We start from the raw sequence: 17,606 nt of genomic DNA, 5'->3' as shown, positions 1-17,606 counted from the left end.
TTTTAATATTTCATAATTTATATTTTGTTTGCCATTGTAAGTGCAGTATAAATTGTTTTAAAAGAAATTAATAAAGATAGGGACGAATCCAATAGTGGCACAGCACCGTAGCTAATATACCAATTAGCTACTCGTTCATTTTTTGCATCTATAAGCAATGCTACACCTCCCAATTCACTTGCCACTGCAAGACAACGCTTTCCTGCTGTAAGAAGTAATTGTCCTCCTAGCCCCTTTCCTTGAACCGATAAATCAGTCGCTAATCGTGCAAGTCTAAAAACAGGAATATCATGGCGAGCTAAACCACGTTTAATCATTTCAGGTGTTTTTTCAAACTCGATAGAAGCAGGACACAAGCTGTAATAACCTATAATGGCATTATTACTACTATTGATGGCTAAATAAGTTTTAGAACTACCATTTTCATGATTCTGTCTTGCGTGGCGATACAAGAATTGATTAAGTACTGTATCGCCACAATTAAAGGTATGTCTATCATGCTTTTTACTGATTGCTTCTTCATGCCAGTTAGGTATTGTCATACTTTGTCCGGTAGAGCAAAAGCCGCTGCCAGTAACTTAGCATTAGGCTTTGGCGGATTATCTAAAAGTTCCATAACACGTAACGTGTCTTTTTCCGATAACTTTAAACGTTCATTGTTTTCAATAACTTGTCGAGCCACTGGTACGACATTGCGAAGCACAAATTCCGTTAGATTTGTGTTTTCTAAACTAGCTGCACGAATAAGCAGTGATTTATCTTCTGTAGTAATACGAATTGATACTCTCTCACTATTTTCTACGAGTGTTTGAGCCATAACTGCCTCCTATGTACACATTGAAAGCGTACAATATGATTAAAAAAGTTACAACTTATTTTATATTGAGAGAAAATGAATTGCATTTTTTAATATAAATTAAAAAAACATTCAGATTTGAAATGTATATAGTGCGGTAATTTCTTAATATGGCTTATTTAGAATTAGGAATAAACGCATTACCAATCCCGCTTCCTTGCACACCCTTTTTTAATAAATCTTGATAAAGTGCATTCATTCCCAACCAGTGATTTTCACACCATTCAGGAGCTAATAAGGTGGGTTTTCTGGCGCTAGCACACACACGGTGATAAATCATTTCAGGAGGAGTATGGCGGATCATCTCACCCGCGGTATAAACATATTGTTCTTGCGTCAATGCATTAATACGCCCTGCTTTCCATGCTTTAGCTATTGTACTGCCTTCAACAATATGCAATGGATGTAATTTAAGCCCATCAGTACCTGTCTCTACCACACGCTCTAATGTTTGCATATTAAGCCGGTGATCTTCTCGTGGCAGTCCAACAATAAGGTGCGTACACACTTTTAAACCACGCCGACGAGCTTCACGAGTGGTCGCTTGGTAACATTGAAAATCATGCCCACGATTAATGTGTTTCAATGTTTTATCATGAGCCGTTTGCAAACCAAGTTCTAACCATACTTCATAGCCTTTATCGCGATAACCTTGCAATAAATCCAAAACGCTGACAGGGACACAATCTGGCCGAGTTCCAACACATAATCCAACCATGTCAGCTTGTAATAATGCGGTTTCATATAAAGTACGCAAATATTCTACTTCGGCATAAGTACTGGTATAGGCTTGAAAATAGGCAAGATAACGATGTGCGCGGTTAATATTTTTGGCTTGTAATGCAATTTGTTCTTCTATCGAATGATATTGCGTTTGTTCATCAGCAAAAGAAGAGACATTACAGAAAGTACAGCCACCTCGCCCTAATGTGCCATCTCGATTAGGACAGTTGAAACCGCCATGGAGGGTGATTTTATGAATTTTTTCGTGATAACGGCGCTGAAGATCAGCGCCGAACATATTCACTACTGTATGCAGTTGCATAACAATTTTATTTGCTGGTATCTAACTCTGGGAAATTTTTCACCACTTCATCAATCGCTTTAATTTGAGCTAAGAAAGGCTCTAATTTTGCCAGTGGCAACGCTGATGGGCCATCACAACGCGCATTATCTGGATCTGGGTGAGCTTCAAGGAATAATCCAGCAAGGCCAACAGCCATACCTGCACGAGCTAATTCAGCAACTTGCGCGCGACGTCCGCCTGATGCTGCACCAAATGGGTCACGACACTGTAATGAGTGGGTGACATCAAAAATAACGGGTGCGCCTTGAGAAGCCTGCATCATGACATGGAAACCTAACATATCAACAACTAAGTTATCGTAACCAAAGTTACTACCACGATCACATAGAATAACTTGATCGTTACCGCCTTCTTTAAACTTATCGACGATATTTCCCATTTGACCTGGGCTTACAAACTGAGGTTTTTTTACGTTGATCACAGCGCCAGTTTTAGCCATCGCTTCAACAAGATCAGTTTGACGCGCTAAAAATGCAGGTAATTGAATAACATCAACCACTTCTGATACAGGTTGAGCCTGTGCTGCTTCATGAACGTCAGTGATAATTTTAACGCCAAAAGTTTCTTTTAACTCTTGGAAAATTTTCATCCCTTCTTCTAAACCCGGACCACGGTAAGAGTGGATTGAAGAACGGTTTGCTTTATCGAAAGAAGCTTTGAATACATAAGGAATATTCAGTTTCTGAGTTACAGTGACGTAATGCTCACAAATACGCATGGCTAAATCGCGCGATTCTAATACATTCATGCCACCAAAAAGCACAAATGGCAGGTCGTTTGCTACCTTGATATCACCAATATTCACCACTTTATGTTGCATATTTATCCCTATACTGTTTGTAATGTACTGTGTTAATTAAGTACGTTTCTTAAATTTTTAATGTAGAACAATAGGATTTTGTTCTATCGAATGAATTTGGATTTTGATCATCTCTGAAATAGGATCTTCAGGACATTGCTCAACAAAATAGTTTAAGTCAGAAATCGCCACATGGTTGCACTCTAACTGAGCAAAAATAAGTCCACGATCACGTATTTCGTAGGGATCTTCAGGATCAAACATTAACACCGTTTCACTGGCTTTTAATGCTTGCACCATATTCTTTTCTTCCATTAAAGAAACTTTCAATGTATCCAAAAGCTTACGAATAATAGAACTGTATTCTGATTCTTCTAAATCTGCCTCTAATAATACAGAGGCACCGCCTACATTCCCTTTTAACCAAACTTCTAAGGTATGTTGCGATAGATATTCACCATTTATTGGATTTAAAAATAGCGGTTGTTCATTAGGAATATCTATTCTGATGATCAGTTGTGTAGGAAAGATAACCGGGACTAACGGTAAATTTAACGCTTGTGCGATATAAATAAGAATCGAACCCAGTGAAACAGGAGAGCCGACGTGTGTCGCTAATACTTTATCTAACCATAACGTATCAGAAAGGCAATATTTGCCACTTGCACCACTAAAGTGCCACTGCTTATAAAACAGTTTTAGCAGTGCTTCTATCTGCTCTTTGGTATTTCCTTGTTGGGGAATTTCAGCTTCTGCCTGTTCAACTAACTGCGCGAGTTGATAACCAACAGAAGTGGTCGGAAAATCAGGTCGAATAGCCTGAGAGATAAGGATCATGCCCTTAACTAAAGGGGCTTTATTAAATTCGTAATCAGCTATGGTTTCTATCATAATTCCAACGACCTACTGTCACACGCTCATTACCGCCATAATCACGGAAAGTTTCCACACAGCAGTAACCCTTATCAATAAAAATATTGCGTACCCCTTCACCTTGTTGCCAGCCGTGTTCCAGTAATACCCAGCCATTATCAGTTAAAAATTGACGAGCAGTTTCAATGATAATCTCGATATCAGCAAAACCATTTTTGCCAGCAACTAATGCGGTTAAAGGTTCAAAACGAACATCCCCCTGATGAATATGCTCATCATTTTCATCAATGTAAGGAGGATTACTGATTATCATACCAAATTGATGCCCTGAGAGTGAACTAAACCAACAACTTTCCATAAATTCTGTGTTGTTTAATGCTAAGTTGGTCGCATTCTCTTGCGCTAATACCACTGCTTCAGCTTGAAAATCCACACCAATAATATGGCAATCTGGGCGTTCAGATGCCATTGCTAACGCAATAGCCCCTGTTCCCGTTCCTAAATCAAGAATACGAGTCGGCTCTGATGGCAGTTTTTCTAAGGCTTTTTCAACAAGGCATTCTGTATCTGGGCGAGGAATTAATGTTGCAGGTGAGACTTTTAAAGGCAGTGACCAAAACTCTCTTTCACCGACTAAATAAGCAATAGGTTCACCTTTAATACGTCGAGTCAGCAATTGCGATAATTGTTCTAACTCATCTAACGAAAGTACCGTTTCATTAAAGGCAATTAAATAAGTACGAGTACGTTGTGTCACGTACCCAAGTAGAATTTCAGCATCACGTTTAGGGCTGTCACTTTCAATTAATTGCAAGGCTGCTTCTCGCAGCCATTGTTCATAATTCATTAATTCAACTCAGAAAGTGCAGAAAGCTGATCCGCTTGATATTCAGTTACGATAGGCTGAATTAATGGATCTAATTTTCCTTCCATGACTTCATCTAAGCGATAAAACGTAAGGTTGATACGGTGATCTGTTACACGACCTTGCGGGAAGTTGTACGTTCTAATTCGGTCAGAACGGTCACCAGAACCCAATAAATTACGACGTTCAGAAGCTTCTGCTTCTTGGCGTTTTTGCATTTCAGCTGCTCGAATACGTGCGCCTAATACAGACATCGCTTTGGCTTTGTTTTTGTGCTGTGAACGCTCATCCTGACATTCCACCACAATTCCTGTTGGAATATGTGTAATACGGATAGCAGAGTCGGTGGTATTAACGTGCTGACCACCCGCCCCTGAAGAACGGAATGTATCAATACGTAAGTCACTTGGACTGATTTCAGGTAATTCAGCTTCTGGCACTTCAGCTAAGACGGCAACCGTACAAGCAGAAGTATGAATACGACCTTGAGATTCCGTTTCAGGAACGCGTTGAACACGGTGACCGCCTGATTCGAATTTCAATACACCATAAGCGCCATCGCCAACCACTTTTGCGATAACCTCTTTGTAGCCACCATGCTCACCTTCGTTAGCATTCATGACTTCAATACGCCAGCGACGTGATTCTGCATAACGGCTATACATACGGAATAAATCACCCGCGAATAATGCCGCTTCATCTCCCCCTGTTCCCGCACGAATTTCAAGGAAACAGTTAAATTCATCATCAGGATCTTTAGGCAGTAACAGCACTTGTAACTGCTGTTCTAAATCATCGTTTAATGCTTGTGCTTCTTTCAGCTCTTCTTGTGCCATCTCTTTCATTTCAGGATCATCAAGCATCATTTCTGCTGCTTCGATGTCGTCTTGCACTTTTCGCCATTGGCTAAAACAAGCCGTAACGTCAGTTAATTGAGAGTATTCTTTTGAAAGCGCACGAAAACGCTCCTGAGAGGCAATAACATCGGCTTCTGACAGAAGTGCCTGAATTTCTTCATAACGCTCTTGTAGAGCTTCCAACTTAGCGACAATAGAAGGCTTCATTCGTAGATTAAGATCCTGTTAGACAAAGTTAATTATGGGTAATACCCAAACTTTCACGTAATAGATTCAGGCGTTCAATATCACCATCACTGGCGGCCTGTTGAAGAGATTTTGTTGGTGTGTGAATAAGACGATTCATCAATTGATGCGAGAGCTGTTGGATGACTTTTTCTGCATCCGCTCCGTTTTGTATCAATGTGATGGCTTTTTCTGTCATTTCTGCACGTAACATTTCAGCACTGTCTCGATATTCTCGAATTGCACCCACAGCACCTTGTGCTCGTAGCCAATCCATAAATTGCCCACTTTCTTGCTGGACAATATGTTCTGCTTGAACCGCAGCAGCTTGGCGTTGTTCACGGTTATGTTGAATTATCGCTTCTAAATCATCAACGCTATAAAGATAAACGTTATTAAGCTTTTCGACATCTTGTTCTATATCACGAGGAACTGCGATGTCCACCAGCAACATTGGCTGATTTCGGCGTTTTTTAAGCGCTCTTTCAACCATTCCCTTACCAATAATTGGTAATGGGCTTGCCGTAGAACTAATGACAATATCAGCCTGTGCAAGACACTCATCAATCTCTGATAATGTAATGACTTCAGCATCAACTTCATTTGCTAAACGCTGAGCACGTTCTTTTGTTCGATTAGCAATAATGATTTTTTTGACTTGATGTTCACGAAGATGGCGAGCGACTAACTCTATTGTCTCGCCTGCCCCCACTAATAAAATAGTCAAAGAAGATAACGATTCAAAGATTTGACGCGCTAATGTACAAGCCGCAAAAGCAACAGAAACCGCATTAGCACCAATTTGTGTCTCTGTTCTCACTCTTTTCGCAACTGAAAAAGATTTCTGAAACAAGCGTTCCAGCTCTGAAGAGAGCGAGTGGTAATTTTGAGAATCGGCAAAGGCTTTTTTAACTTGCCCTAAAATTTGAGGTTCACCTAATACGAGAGAATCTAAACCACTTGCCACTCGCATTAAATGGCTGACAGCTTGATTATCTTGATGCCAATAGACACTGTTTTTCAGGTCATTTGGCTCTATTTGGTGATATTGACATAACCAGCGAATAAGCTGTTCATGGCTATTTTCTTTGTCTTCCATACTAAGATAGAGCTCAGTACGGTTACAAGTAGACAGCACGACACCGCCTCTGACAGCGGGTTGCTGTAAGAGGTTATTCAAGGCATCACCCATGGTATCGGGAGAAAAAGAGACTTTCTCACGTAAAGCAACGGGGGCTGTTTTATGATTAATACCTAATGCTAATAACGTCATATCAACTATATCGAGTTATGAATAAATACCGCCTCGCGACTTGACTTAGTGTAAACCTAAAACAGCGCATTTAGTATGGACTCTTCATTTCCGCCATTCTACTTGATGAACAGATTCAATAAAAGAGCTTACTTGAGTGATAGGAGATTTCTATACACAATTTAACGAAATATCGTTATATCATAAGGTTTATGATACTCTTTTTTTCAACTAATAACGAATTAAAGGAATGTCTCAGCTATGCGTTCACGCTTTTTTTCAACCAAACAACTCCTGCGCCTTATCCCGCTAACGGCGTTGTTGCTGAGTGCCTGTAATCTAAATCAGATAAAGACTCAAGGCTCGGCATCTGATAACGATGTGCAATGGCAAGCTCGCCAACAAGCATTAAAGAAAATTTCACAATATGAAACCCGAGGCGCTTTTGCTTATATCGAAGATACAAACAAAACCTATGCCCGATTCTATTGGCAAGACAGAGCTGATGAGCGTTATCGCTTATTGCTTACCAATCCTTTAGGCACAACAGAACTCGATTTAAATGTCATGCCTGGTGTGATTGAAGTTACCGATAATAATGGTAAAAAATATTATAGCGATAATCCTGCTGAGATGATTTACCAACTCACAGGTATGCTTATTCCACTCAAAAATCTGCGTGCTTGGCTTGTTGGTTTACCGGGTGACGCAACTGATTTCGAATTAGATGCTAATCACTTATTAAAATCTGTCACATTACCTGCACCTGAAGGTGATTGGATTGTGACTTTCCAAGCTTATGATTCAAGTACCACACCCAACCTGCCACAACGCCTTGAATTAAAACAAGGTGAACGCACTATCAAATTAAAAATGGATAACTGGGATATACAGCAATGACACTAAGTTGGCCTTCTCCTGCCAAACTAAATCTTTTTCTCTACATCACGGGAAAACGCCCCGATGGTTATCATAATTTACAAACGTTATTTCAGTTTTTAGATTATGGTGACACACTAACCATTACACCTCGTGATGATACCCAGTTAACTATCTTAACGCCAATTGATGGCGTAGAAGATAAAGATAATTTAATTATTAAAGCCGCTAAATTACTTCGTGATTATTGCCAGCAACATAATGTTCCTTTGAAGTATCACGGTGCAGATATCAGTATTGATAAAAAACTGCCTATGGGAGGTGGCTTAGGTGGAGGTTCATCTAACGCAGCAACAACATTAATTGCACTTAATTATCATTGGCAAGCCGGATTAAGTGACGAAACCTTAGCCGAATTAGGCGTTAGTTTAGGCGCAGACGTTCCTGTTTTTGTAAAAGGTCATGCAGCGTTCGCCGAAGGCGTTGGTGAAATTTTGACCCCAGCAGAGCCAAAAGAGCAATGGTATTTGGTCGCACACCCCGGAATTTCCATTCCAACACCGACAATCTTCACAGATCCAGAATTAAAACGTAATTCTCCTATTCGCTCTCTTGGCGCATTATTAAAGGCTCCGTTCGAGAATGACTGTGAAATGATCGCAAGAAAACGTTTTCGTGAGGTTGAATATCTGCTTTCGTGGCTGTTAGAATATGCACCGTCACGCTTAACTGGGACAGGTGCCTGTGTGTTCGGCGAGTTCGACTCACAAGTTGCCGCTAGTGAAGTGTTAGTTAACGCCCCTGAGTGGGTGCATGGATTTGTAGCGCAAGGCGTCAACATTTCTCCTCTGCATTTATTCCGCTCAAGGATACCTGTGTTATTGCACCCGTAGGATGATGTTTACAAACCTTATGTTCATAAACACGTTCTTTACTGGTCAACAATATCTCTCTCTGGACGCAAGCCTGAGGTTTTTCTCGTGCCCGATATGAAGCTTTTTGCTGGTAACGCAACCCCGGAACTGGCTCAACGTGTTGCCAACCGACTCTACACTAGCCTAGGAGACGCGGCTGTAGGTCGTTTTAGCGACGGTGAAGTCAGTGTGCAAATCAACGAAAACGTACGTGGTGGTGATGTATTTATCATTCAATCAACCTGTGCACCTACTAATGATAACTTAATGGAATTAGTGGTCATGGTTGACGCATTACGTCGAGCTTCCGCTGGTCGTATCACTGCTGTTATTCCTTACTTCGGTTATGCCCGTCAGGATCGCCGTGTTCGTTCAGCCCGTGTTCCTATTACGGCAAAAGTTGTTGCGGATTTCTTATCTAGTGTAGGCGTAGACCGCGTTTTAACCTGTGACTTACACGCAGAACAAATCCAAGGGTTCTTTGATGTACCGGTTGACAATGTCTTCGGCAGCCCAATCCTTTTAGAAGATATGCTTCAAAAAGATTTGGACAACCCTATTGTTGTTTCTCCAGATATTGGCGGTGTTGTTCGCGCTCGTGCTATTGCTAAGCTTCTGAATGACACTGATATGGCTATCATTGATAAACGTCGCCCTCGTGCTAACGTTTCTCAAGTTATGCATATTATTGGTGATGTTGCTAACCGCGACTGTATCCTTGTTGACGATATGATCGACACAGGCGGTACATTGTGTAAAGCAGCTGAAGCGCTGAAAGAACGTGGTGCTAAACGTGTATTTGCTTACGCGACTCACCCAATCTTCTCTGGTAATGCTGTTGAGAACATCAAAAGCTCTGTTATTGATGAAGTGGTTGTCTGCGATACAATTCCGTTATCAGCAGAAATCAAAGCATTAAATAAAGTCCGCTCATTGACCCTTTCTGGCATGCTGGCTGAAGCAATTCGCCGTATTAGCAATGAAGAGTCAATCTCTGCGATGTTTGAACATTAATTTGTTATAACATTCATTGCAATTTGAGATAACTAAACCCGCTATAGCGTTTGTTATAGCGGGTTTTTTGTTGCTATTTTCTAGAGTAAGAATTTTAGGCAACAAAAAACCCGTTATTATTAAACGGGTCTATAGGTGTGTATTACAACGCATAATGACAACTATTATTCACTTAATATCAGTTATTAACTTCATTATTATTGTTATCTAATCTGATATTTATTTGTGATAACAACATTATGGATAACGGTGATTGTCATGACGACGATAACGCTCATCATGGTTACGTAACCACCAATATCTTTCTGCGATTGTTTCTCTACCACCAATGCGGGCGCCTGCTAACCACACCAAAGCACCAATAAAGATCCCCATTAAAGAGATATCTGATAAAAACTCAGGAAGTCCTAATGGAAAAATATGAGTAAGAAGCGTATAACCAAGACTACCGAGCATAACAATCATCCCCGTAGCCATACATAAATTACCAACTGCAAATGCATGTTTATATTTCATGTTGCACCTCCAAGCGCGTCGTCAGACGATTCAACAACAAAATACATCGAATAACCTTTTGTTCTTTGCAGTTATTATAGCCATAAATACTAAGAAGTTATTGTCGAAGAGATCACATCGCTCCGAAATTTATTGACAATTCTTAACAAAAAATGTGTTTTTGTCTTTCAAAAGAAGAAAATAACGCCGATTTTGTCATTTTCGCTCTTTTTGTTAAATCAAAAAGGTGATATTTCCTCTACACATCATTCCCAAAAAACATTCTATGTAATCTATTTTGTGCTTCTGAGCTTAGACAGGTAAACTATGCCCTTTCTTTTAAGACGATAACAGTGAAAGGCTATTGTGAGTAAAATTAAACTTATCGTCGGGTTAGCAAACCCCGGTGCAGATTATGCCCAGACTCGCCATAATGCGGGTGCTTGGTATGTTGATTTATTGGCTCAACGTCATCAACAATCTCTAAAAGAAGAGAGTAAATTCTTTGGTTATACCGCTCGCATTAATTTGAACGGGAATGATGTTCGATTATTAGTGCCGACAACTTTTATGAACTTAAGTGGTAAAGCGGTACAGGCGATGGCGAATTTCTATCGTATCGAGCTTAATGAAATTCTAGTTGCACATGATGAACTCGATTTACCGCCCGGTGTTGTCAAAATGAAGTTAGGTGGTGGCAATGGCGGTCATAACGGTTTAAAAGATATTCAAAGTAAGTTTGCTAATAATCCGAACTTCTATCGTTTACGCATTGGTATTGGTCACCCTGGTGATAAAAATAAAGTTGTTGGTTTTGTATTAGGTAAACCACCAATGAGTGAACAAAAATTGATTGATGACGCTATTGATGAAGCACTTTCATGCACAGACATTTTAATGCGTGATGGTTATGAGAAAGCAATAAACCGCTTACATAGCTTTAAAGCATAATCATTATATTGATAAATTAAGTAATTTTAATATTCAGAGGGTAAAGTCCCTCTCTTATTTTGTGCGATTAACCCCTGATGATTTAATCAAACGGGGATTTGCTCTATAATAGCGCCAAATTTTTTTAACAGCACACAACAGGAATACTCCCTCCTGTTGTTTTTATGTGACAAGGTGAACGTTTATGGGATTTAAATGTGGTATCGTCGGTCTGCCTAACGTAGGGAAATCTACACTGTTTAATGCCTTAACTAAGGCAGGTATTGAGGCAGCCAACTTCCCATTCTGTACTATCGAGCCAAACACAGGTGTTGTTCCAATGCCTGATCCTCGCTTAGATAAACTAGCTGAAATTGTTAAACCACAGCGTATTTTACCAACAACAATGGAATTTGTTGATATCGCAGGTTTAGTAAAAGGTGCATCTAAAGGTGAAGGTTTAGGTAACCAATTCCTAACAAATATTCGTGAAACTGAAGCGATTGGTCATGTGGTTCGTTGTTTTGAAAATGACAATATCATTCACGTTGCAGGTAAAGTTGATCCTGCTGAAGATATCGAAACCATCAATACTGAATTAGCCCTTTCTGACTTAGATACCTGTGAACGAGCAATGCACCGTAATCAGAAGAAAGCAAAAGGTGGCGATAAAATTGCTAAAGCAGAAATGGAAGTGTTAGAAAAATGCTTACCGCATTTAGAAAACGCAGGCATGTTACGCGCTTTAGATTTAACTGAAGAAGAAAAAGCAACTATTCGTTATTTAAGCTTCTTAACGTTAAAACCAACAATGTATATTGCAAACGTTAATGAAGATGGTTTTGAAAATAACCCATATCTTGAAACTGTTCGCAAAATTGCAGAAGCAGAAGGCTCTGTAGTTGTTCCTGTTTGTGCCGCTATCGAAGCAGATATTGCCGAGTTAGAAGATGCAGAGCGTGAAGAGTTTATGCAAGATTTAGGTATTGAAGAGCCTGGCTTAAACCGTGTGATTCGCGCTGGTTATGCCCTACTGAACTTACAAACTTACTTCACTGCTGGCGTTAAAGAAGTACGTGCATGGACAATCCCAGTAGGTGCAACAGCGCCACAAGCGGCAGGTAAAATCCACACTGACTTTGAGAAAGGCTTTATCCGTGCTCAAACTATCGCTTATAACGATTTTATCACTTACGGTGGTGAACAAGGCGCTAAAGAAGCAGGAAAAATGCGTGCAGAAGGTAAAGAGTATATCGTTCAAGATGGCGATGTAATGAACTTCTTATTTAACGTCTAAAATTTCTCACATAATAACAAACCACGTAATTTGAGTAAAATTCAAATACGTGGTTTTCTATTAGTTAATAAATAATAGAGTATATATTCTCTTTTTTCCTTAAAAGAAACATTTACCTTTATTACATCAGCCAATGTAAAGGTATTATTTTTCGATAGATCTGCTCAAAATGCTTATTTGCATATTTTCTCATTTTCAATAAAATGGGGTTAAATTTAAAATAATTATTCATATCATATTTAGATAATGCCTCAATCCATGTTGTGTATTTATCACCCATTAATTCTGGGTTTAACTCCTTTGCTTTATTCATCAATCCACAGATATAATTTAATAAAATTTGATAACGTTCTTCATTATATGAACCTAAAGTAAAGTTATCCATATAATCAGTAAATAAGATAGCTAAAGTCAGTAAATATTTAGATTTTTCTTTATTATCTAATAACCATAATTCAAAAACACTACAAATATCTTCATAATGTTCTGCCTTGAGTGAAATATTTTCTTTTTTATCATCAGAAATGACTAATAATTTTTCAGAAATCGTTGATAAATTTTTATATTTTTCTATATCAGTCAAATCATTCTGAATTTCAGTGGGCTTTCCCACCCACCTTGACTGAAAATTTTGTTGGTATGAACCAAGATTAAGCAATGATAATAGCTCATCAATTTTAATTTTATTAATAGATATATTATAGTTATTTCTGAAAACTTTAAAATCCTCATTAAATAAAACATCATGATTAATATCTTTTTTATTTTGATACTTACCATTAAAATAAATAAAAAAATTATCCCATTTAGCAGCACACTCCATACAATGACTAAATAACATTTTAGTTATATTTTTATGGTTAGCTATCATAGCCTTATTTCCACTAATAAGAATATAATTATTATATTTTTCATTTTCCCAGTTAATACGGTGATAGCCGTTACTAAAATTCACCTTCCCTACTAAAGATTTTACTTCATCAAGTTCAAGATATCTATTATATAAAATTCTAGCTTTCTCTTTAATTTCATCATCATTATGATAAAGAGATAATGTCATTAATTTAATAAAATTACCATTTCTCTTCAACATAAAATCTTTTAATTCTTTATTATTAGAAAAATCAGAAAGAAGATTTAAATAAGTTATTATATATTTATCTTCCATACGAAAATCAAAATCTCTATCTTGCTTATTCGAACATTTAACTTCAAACAAATGCTTAATAAAATCAGAAATGATTTTATTTTCCATGCAAAAACTCATCTCCAGAAGATTTTTTATAATTGAGTCTATAGGAACTTCATTTGTCATTTCAGCTGTGTTTATTTTTTTTATAACATCTCTAATTAGAGATATTTTTATCTCTTTATATTTATCACTTATAGTTCCAATAATCTTAAATGGTGTATTTATATAGCGATTCTCATTTAAATGAGAATTAAAAAACTCACTGTCAGAAAAATATATCTTTGCTCCATCAAGCTTTGCTTTTGAAAAATCAGTTAAATACTTACCCATGCAAATATTAATTTTAGCATTAGTTAAATCTGCATTTTTATATATAGCACCATCTATATTTACACCACTTAAGTCCGCATTTATTAAGCATGAATTAGAAAAATCAATATTTACATTTATATTTTTCATGTCAAAAACATTAGATGGTGAAGTAAATTTTGTATTACTTAAATCTCTATTTTTTAAATAAACATTACTTAAGTTATTTACATCAATATTTTTATTCCTATAATCATTACAGCATTCAATTTTTTTATTTTTTTCTATTGATTCCATTAGTTCTTTTTTAATTGAAAGAACATCTGAATCTTTAATTCTGCAATAAATTTCGTCTGATACTCTTCTAAACTTAGCACCAGGACTATCCAAATATTTATTCATTCTTTTATTTATATTAATTTTTTTAATTGAACTCAACCTTAAAAATAACATTTCATATTTACTTTTTCTATTCTCATAAAAAGAATCACCATTATTTTTTTTTAACTTTATTACAGTACTTCCTATTTTTACTGCTAATAACTTCTCTGCAAAAGATAAATTACTCTCTGTTGGATTATTTTTTGCCAAGTCAACCGCTGATACGCTATTTCTAGCGATACGAGAGTTGAGATATAAATATATGTTATTCAAATAGCCCCCTGTAAAATAAAAAATATAATTAAAAATCATTGAATCACTATATTATTACTAATTATTTATACTTTAAAAAAGCAACCAAATGAATAAATAGAAGTGTTATAATTATTTTTATAAAATAAAATAGCCAAAATCTAATTTTTTTCTAAAAGTTTTACAAATTATGATAAGAAATTTCCTTATCCACACACATGATGCGATTTTAAAATCATCAACCAACTATTTTTAGCTTTACTTTGATATAAAAGAGTTTAACAAACCCCATCAATAACCTCATTAAATGTTAGAACACCTTTAATTAATAAACCTTATTAATTAAATCACAATGAAAAATAATCTATATTTAATTTTCAAATACACAACTATCACTCATTATTCAATAACAATTAAAACATTTGAAAATCTTATGTATTGGATTGATAATAAATTTGATAGTCAACTAATGACTATCTTTATTCAATAAGGATCGGTTTTATTATGAATAGTAGTCTTAAATATAACGTGCGAGATAATAGCGATATTAAACAGAATAAAGAGAGTGGTTGCCAATGTGGGCAAGAAATAATAAACAACTTAAATAATTATATTAATAATCATCCCGAATGTACTATTTATCAAAATTCATTAATGAGTAGTTTAATTGCGGGTGTATATGACAGTGATGTTACTATTGCTGATTTATTAAAGCATGGTGATTTTGGTTTAGGAACATTCAATCAACTTGATGGTGAATTAGTTGCATTCGACAGTAATGTTTTTCAGCTACGCTCTGATGGTAGTGCGCGGAAGGCATTAAACTCTCAAAAATCTCCTTTTGCTGTAATGACATTTTTCAATTGTGATATTGAACATCACTTTTCTTATGGTGCATCACAAAAAGAAATACACAATGTAATTAATCAGTATGTTTCTTCCGATAATTTGTTTTGTGCAATCAAAATTGAAGGTGAATTTGAATTAGTTAAAACACGCACAGTGCCTCGTCAAGAGCCGCCCTACCGCCCAATGTTAGAAGCTATCGAAAATCAGCCTATTTTCACCTTTCACAACGAAACAGGAATTATTGCAGGTTTTCGATCCCCACAATTTACTCAAGGCATAAATGTTGCGGGATTTCATGAGCATTATATTAATCAACAACGCCAAGGTGGTGGGCACGTTCTTGATTACTACTTAAAAAAGGGCATATTACAAATCGGGATCATTTCTCGCCTTACTATTGATTTACCCAGCCAGTCAGCTTTTCTACAAGCTAATTTAATGCCAGACAACCTCCATCAAGCAATAGAACAAGCCGAAAATTAATTTAAAAATCACGTCATTTTATTCTCAATCCAATTTTTTATTCACTTGCAAAATCAAAGAAGGTTATATGAATACTCCTCATTGGAAATGTGGTGCAGATTTAGTTGTCAAACAATTAGAACAACATGGCATTAAACAAGTATTTGGTATCCCGGGTGCAAAAATTGATCGTGTATTTGATTCTCTTGTTGATTCTAGCATTGAAACAGTGGTTGTTCGTCATGAAGCTAACGCCGCATTTATGGCTGCCGCAGTTGGTCGTTTAACGGGCAAAGCGGGAGTGGCTATCGCAACGTCGGGTCCAGGATGCTCTAATCTTGCAACGGGCATTGCAACAGCAACATCTGAAGGTGATCCATTAGTTGCGTTGGGAGGATCAGTAAAATCCTCTGATAGACTAAAACTGGTTCATCAAAGCATGGATACCGTGACCATGTTTAATCCTATTACTAAATTTTGTGCTGAAATTGATTCTTCAAAATCAATTTCCGAAACTATGGCTAATGCCTTTCGCCATGCAGAATCAGGAAGACCGGGCTCCGCTTTTTTAACTTTTCCAATGGATATTTTAAATAATGAAGTTAATAGCCCAATATTAGTGCCTAAATCAAAATCCAATATTGGTAGCGCAAATAATAACGCCATCCAAGAAGCCGTGAAATTACTGCTGAATGCCAAAAGCCCCGTTATTTTATTAGGACTACAAGCTAGTTACCCTGAAAATGCATTAGCATTACAAAAGCTACTTGATATTTGCCCTCTTCCGATTGTAGGCACTTATCAATCGGCAGGTGCGATTGCTCAACGCCATTTTCCTTTATTTGCAGGTCGTATTGGTTTATTTAATAATCAACCGGGTGATGAGTTATTATCTCACGCTGATTTAGTAATCACTCTAGGTTATAGCCCTATCGAATATGAGCCGTCATTATGGAATCATAATAATGCCAATATTATTCATATAGACGAGATCCCCGCTGAAATTGATTTAGCTTACTGCCCTGATTTAGAATTAACAGGCAATATTAAATTAACAATTGATAATTTAACTCACTATTTTGCTAAACAATCTGCATCTCAAATTACACTCTCAAATAATACTCGTCAGGTTTTAGAGAAAATTCGTCACCAAAGAGAAATTCTGCAACAAAATAGTTATTTTCGACATGGTTCTCCTATTCACCCTTTAACCATTATCCATGAGATGCAAAATATTATTGATAACGATGTAACACTCTGTATTGATATGGGAAGTTTTCATATATGGCTCGCTCGTTATCTTTATAGTTTTAGAGCAAGACAAATGCTGATTTCTAATGGACAACAAACAATGGGCGTTGCATTACCTTGGGGAATTGGCGCTTCTTTTGTTCGACCATCCGATAAAATTATTTCTGTTTCTGGTGATGGTGGCTTTATGCAATCGTCTATGGAGCTAGAAACCGCAGTTCGTTTAAATACCAATATCTTGCATATTATCTGGGTGGACAACGCTTATAATATGGTCGAAATGCAAGAGCAAGAAAAATATGGTCGTTATTCTGGCGTAAAATTTGGAGCCATTGATTTTAAACGTTATGCCGAATCTTTTGGCGCTAAAGGATTTTCGGTTGAATGTGCATCTCAATTACGTACCGTTTTACATGAAGCAATGGCTGTTGATGGCCCCGCCGTTCTTGCTATTCCTGTTGATTATCGAGATAACGCTAAATTAATGAAACATATTGATTATAATTTAATTATTTAGTGTGTTCTAAACTAATTAGATAAAAGCCCCCAATAATATTAAATACTATT

Annotated in this window: 17 protein-coding genes; 7 read left to right on the top strand and 10 right to left on the bottom strand. The window is 37.0% G+C overall.

Annotated elements, in window-relative coordinates; genetic code table 11:
* Positions 1-17 precede the first annotated feature (17 nt).
* The 8 genes from ABN236_RS12880 to hemA all read right to left on the bottom strand — a co-directional run bounded on the left by ABN236_RS12880 (position 18) and on the right by hemA (position 6,835).
* Positions 18-542 (bottom strand): GNAT family N-acetyltransferase, encoded by a 525-nt coding sequence (locus tag ABN236_RS12880; RefSeq protein WP_349474153.1) that lies wholly within the window; start codon positions 540-542, stop codon positions 18-20.
* Positions 539-817, bottom strand: a complete 279-nt coding sequence (locus ABN236_RS12875; RefSeq protein ID WP_088495434.1) for a type II toxin-antitoxin system TacA family antitoxin — start codon at positions 815-817, stop codon at positions 539-541. Before ABN236_RS12875 ends, ABN236_RS12880 begins: the two co-directional genes overlap by 4 nt.
* Positions 818-971: 154 nt before the next feature.
* Positions 972-1,901 carry a tRNA modification radical SAM protein MnmL/YtqA gene (gene mnmL, locus ABN236_RS12870; RefSeq protein WP_349474152.1) on the bottom strand — a complete coding sequence of 310 codons (930 nt, stop codon included), beginning with the start codon at positions 1,899-1,901 and terminating at the stop codon, positions 972-974.
* 7 nt (positions 1,902-1,908) lie between these two features.
* Positions 1,909-2,763, bottom strand: a complete 855-nt coding sequence (gene kdsA / locus ABN236_RS12865) for a 3-deoxy-8-phosphooctulonate synthase (RefSeq protein WP_088495432.1) — start codon at positions 2,761-2,763, stop codon at positions 1,909-1,911.
* Between the two features lie 57 nt (positions 2,764-2,820).
* The gene (gene sirB1 / locus ABN236_RS12860) at positions 2,821-3,630 is read right to left on the bottom strand and encodes an invasion regulator SirB1 (protein ID WP_194952619.1); all 810 of its coding nucleotides are present in this window, start codon (positions 3,628-3,630) and stop codon (positions 2,821-2,823) included.
* Entirely contained in the window at positions 3,614-4,462 is an 849-nt protein-coding gene (gene prmC, locus ABN236_RS12855; protein WP_349474151.1) for a peptide chain release factor N(5)-glutamine methyltransferase, read from the bottom strand. Before prmC ends, sirB1 begins: the two co-directional genes overlap by 17 nt.
* Complete coding sequence (gene prfA, locus ABN236_RS12850) at positions 4,462-5,544, bottom strand: peptide chain release factor 1 (protein ID WP_088495429.1); 1,083 nt, start codon at positions 5,542-5,544, stop codon at positions 4,462-4,464. The genes prmC and prfA overlap by 1 nt, the downstream gene beginning before the upstream one ends.
* Positions 5,545-5,572: 28 nt before the next feature.
* Positions 5,573-6,835: a glutamyl-tRNA reductase gene (gene hemA, locus ABN236_RS12845; RefSeq protein ID WP_349474150.1), complete on the bottom strand. Its 1,263-nt coding sequence runs from the start codon at positions 6,833-6,835 to the stop codon at positions 5,573-5,575.
* Between the two features lie 240 nt (positions 6,836-7,075).
* Here hemA and lolB point away from each other — a divergent pair, with 240 nt between their 5' ends.
* The 3 genes from lolB to prs all read left to right on the top strand — a co-directional run bounded on the left by lolB (position 7,076) and on the right by prs (position 9,621).
* Positions 7,076-7,714, top strand: coding sequence for a lipoprotein insertase outer membrane protein LolB (lolB, locus tag ABN236_RS12840; RefSeq protein WP_349474149.1), 639 nt, complete (start codon positions 7,076-7,078; stop codon positions 7,712-7,714).
* The gene (gene ispE / locus ABN236_RS12835; RefSeq protein ID WP_088495426.1) at positions 7,711-8,586 is read left to right on the top strand and encodes a 4-(cytidine 5'-diphospho)-2-C-methyl-D-erythritol kinase; all 876 of its coding nucleotides are present in this window, start codon (positions 7,711-7,713) and stop codon (positions 8,584-8,586) included. Before lolB ends, ispE begins: the two co-directional genes overlap by 4 nt.
* Positions 8,587-8,673: 87 nt before the next feature.
* Entirely contained in the window at positions 8,674-9,621 is a 948-nt protein-coding gene (prs, locus tag ABN236_RS12830; protein WP_036912921.1) for a ribose-phosphate diphosphokinase, read from the top strand.
* 237 nt (positions 9,622-9,858) lie between these two features.
* Here prs and ychH read toward each other — a convergent pair whose 3' ends face one another.
* Complete coding sequence (gene ychH, locus ABN236_RS12825) at positions 9,859-10,137, bottom strand: stress-induced protein YchH (RefSeq protein WP_088495425.1); 279 nt, start codon at positions 10,135-10,137, stop codon at positions 9,859-9,861.
* A gap of 345 nt (positions 10,138-10,482) precedes the next feature.
* Here ychH and pth point away from each other — a divergent pair, with 345 nt between their 5' ends.
* Both pth and ychF read left to right on the top strand, forming a co-directional pair.
* Entirely contained in the window at positions 10,483-11,067 is a 585-nt protein-coding gene (gene pth, locus ABN236_RS12820) for an aminoacyl-tRNA hydrolase (protein ID WP_194950595.1), read from the top strand.
* Between the two features lie 184 nt (positions 11,068-11,251).
* On the top strand, positions 11,252-12,343 hold the full coding sequence (gene ychF, locus ABN236_RS12815; RefSeq protein WP_023582042.1) for a redox-regulated ATPase YchF: 1,092 nt from the start codon (positions 11,252-11,254) through the stop codon (positions 12,341-12,343).
* Between the two features lie 121 nt (positions 12,344-12,464).
* Here the strand turns inward: ychF and ABN236_RS12810 are convergent, their stop codons facing one another.
* On the bottom strand, positions 12,465-14,498 hold the full coding sequence (locus tag ABN236_RS12810; RefSeq protein WP_349474148.1) for a pentapeptide repeat-containing protein: 2,034 nt from the start codon (positions 14,496-14,498) through the stop codon (positions 12,465-12,467).
* 483 nt (positions 14,499-14,981) lie between these two features.
* Between ABN236_RS12810 and budA the strand changes: the two genes are divergently transcribed.
* Together budA and alsS are read left to right on the top strand one after the other, a co-directional pair.
* Positions 14,982-15,809, top strand: a complete 828-nt coding sequence (gene budA, locus ABN236_RS12805; RefSeq protein WP_349474147.1) for an acetolactate decarboxylase — start codon at positions 14,982-14,984, stop codon at positions 15,807-15,809.
* Between the two features lie 67 nt (positions 15,810-15,876).
* Positions 15,877-17,556, top strand: a complete 1,680-nt coding sequence (gene alsS / locus ABN236_RS12800; protein ID WP_349474146.1) for an acetolactate synthase AlsS — start codon at positions 15,877-15,879, stop codon at positions 17,554-17,556.
* Positions 17,557-17,606: the final 50 nt, after the last annotated feature.

The sequence above is a fragment of the Proteus sp. fly-1013 genome (assembly GCF_040140245.1).
In the GTDB taxonomy this organism is placed as follows: Bacteria; Pseudomonadota; Gammaproteobacteria; order Enterobacterales; family Enterobacteriaceae; genus Proteus; species Proteus mirabilis_B.
This window is presented reverse-complemented; position numbering and strand designations above follow the sequence as displayed.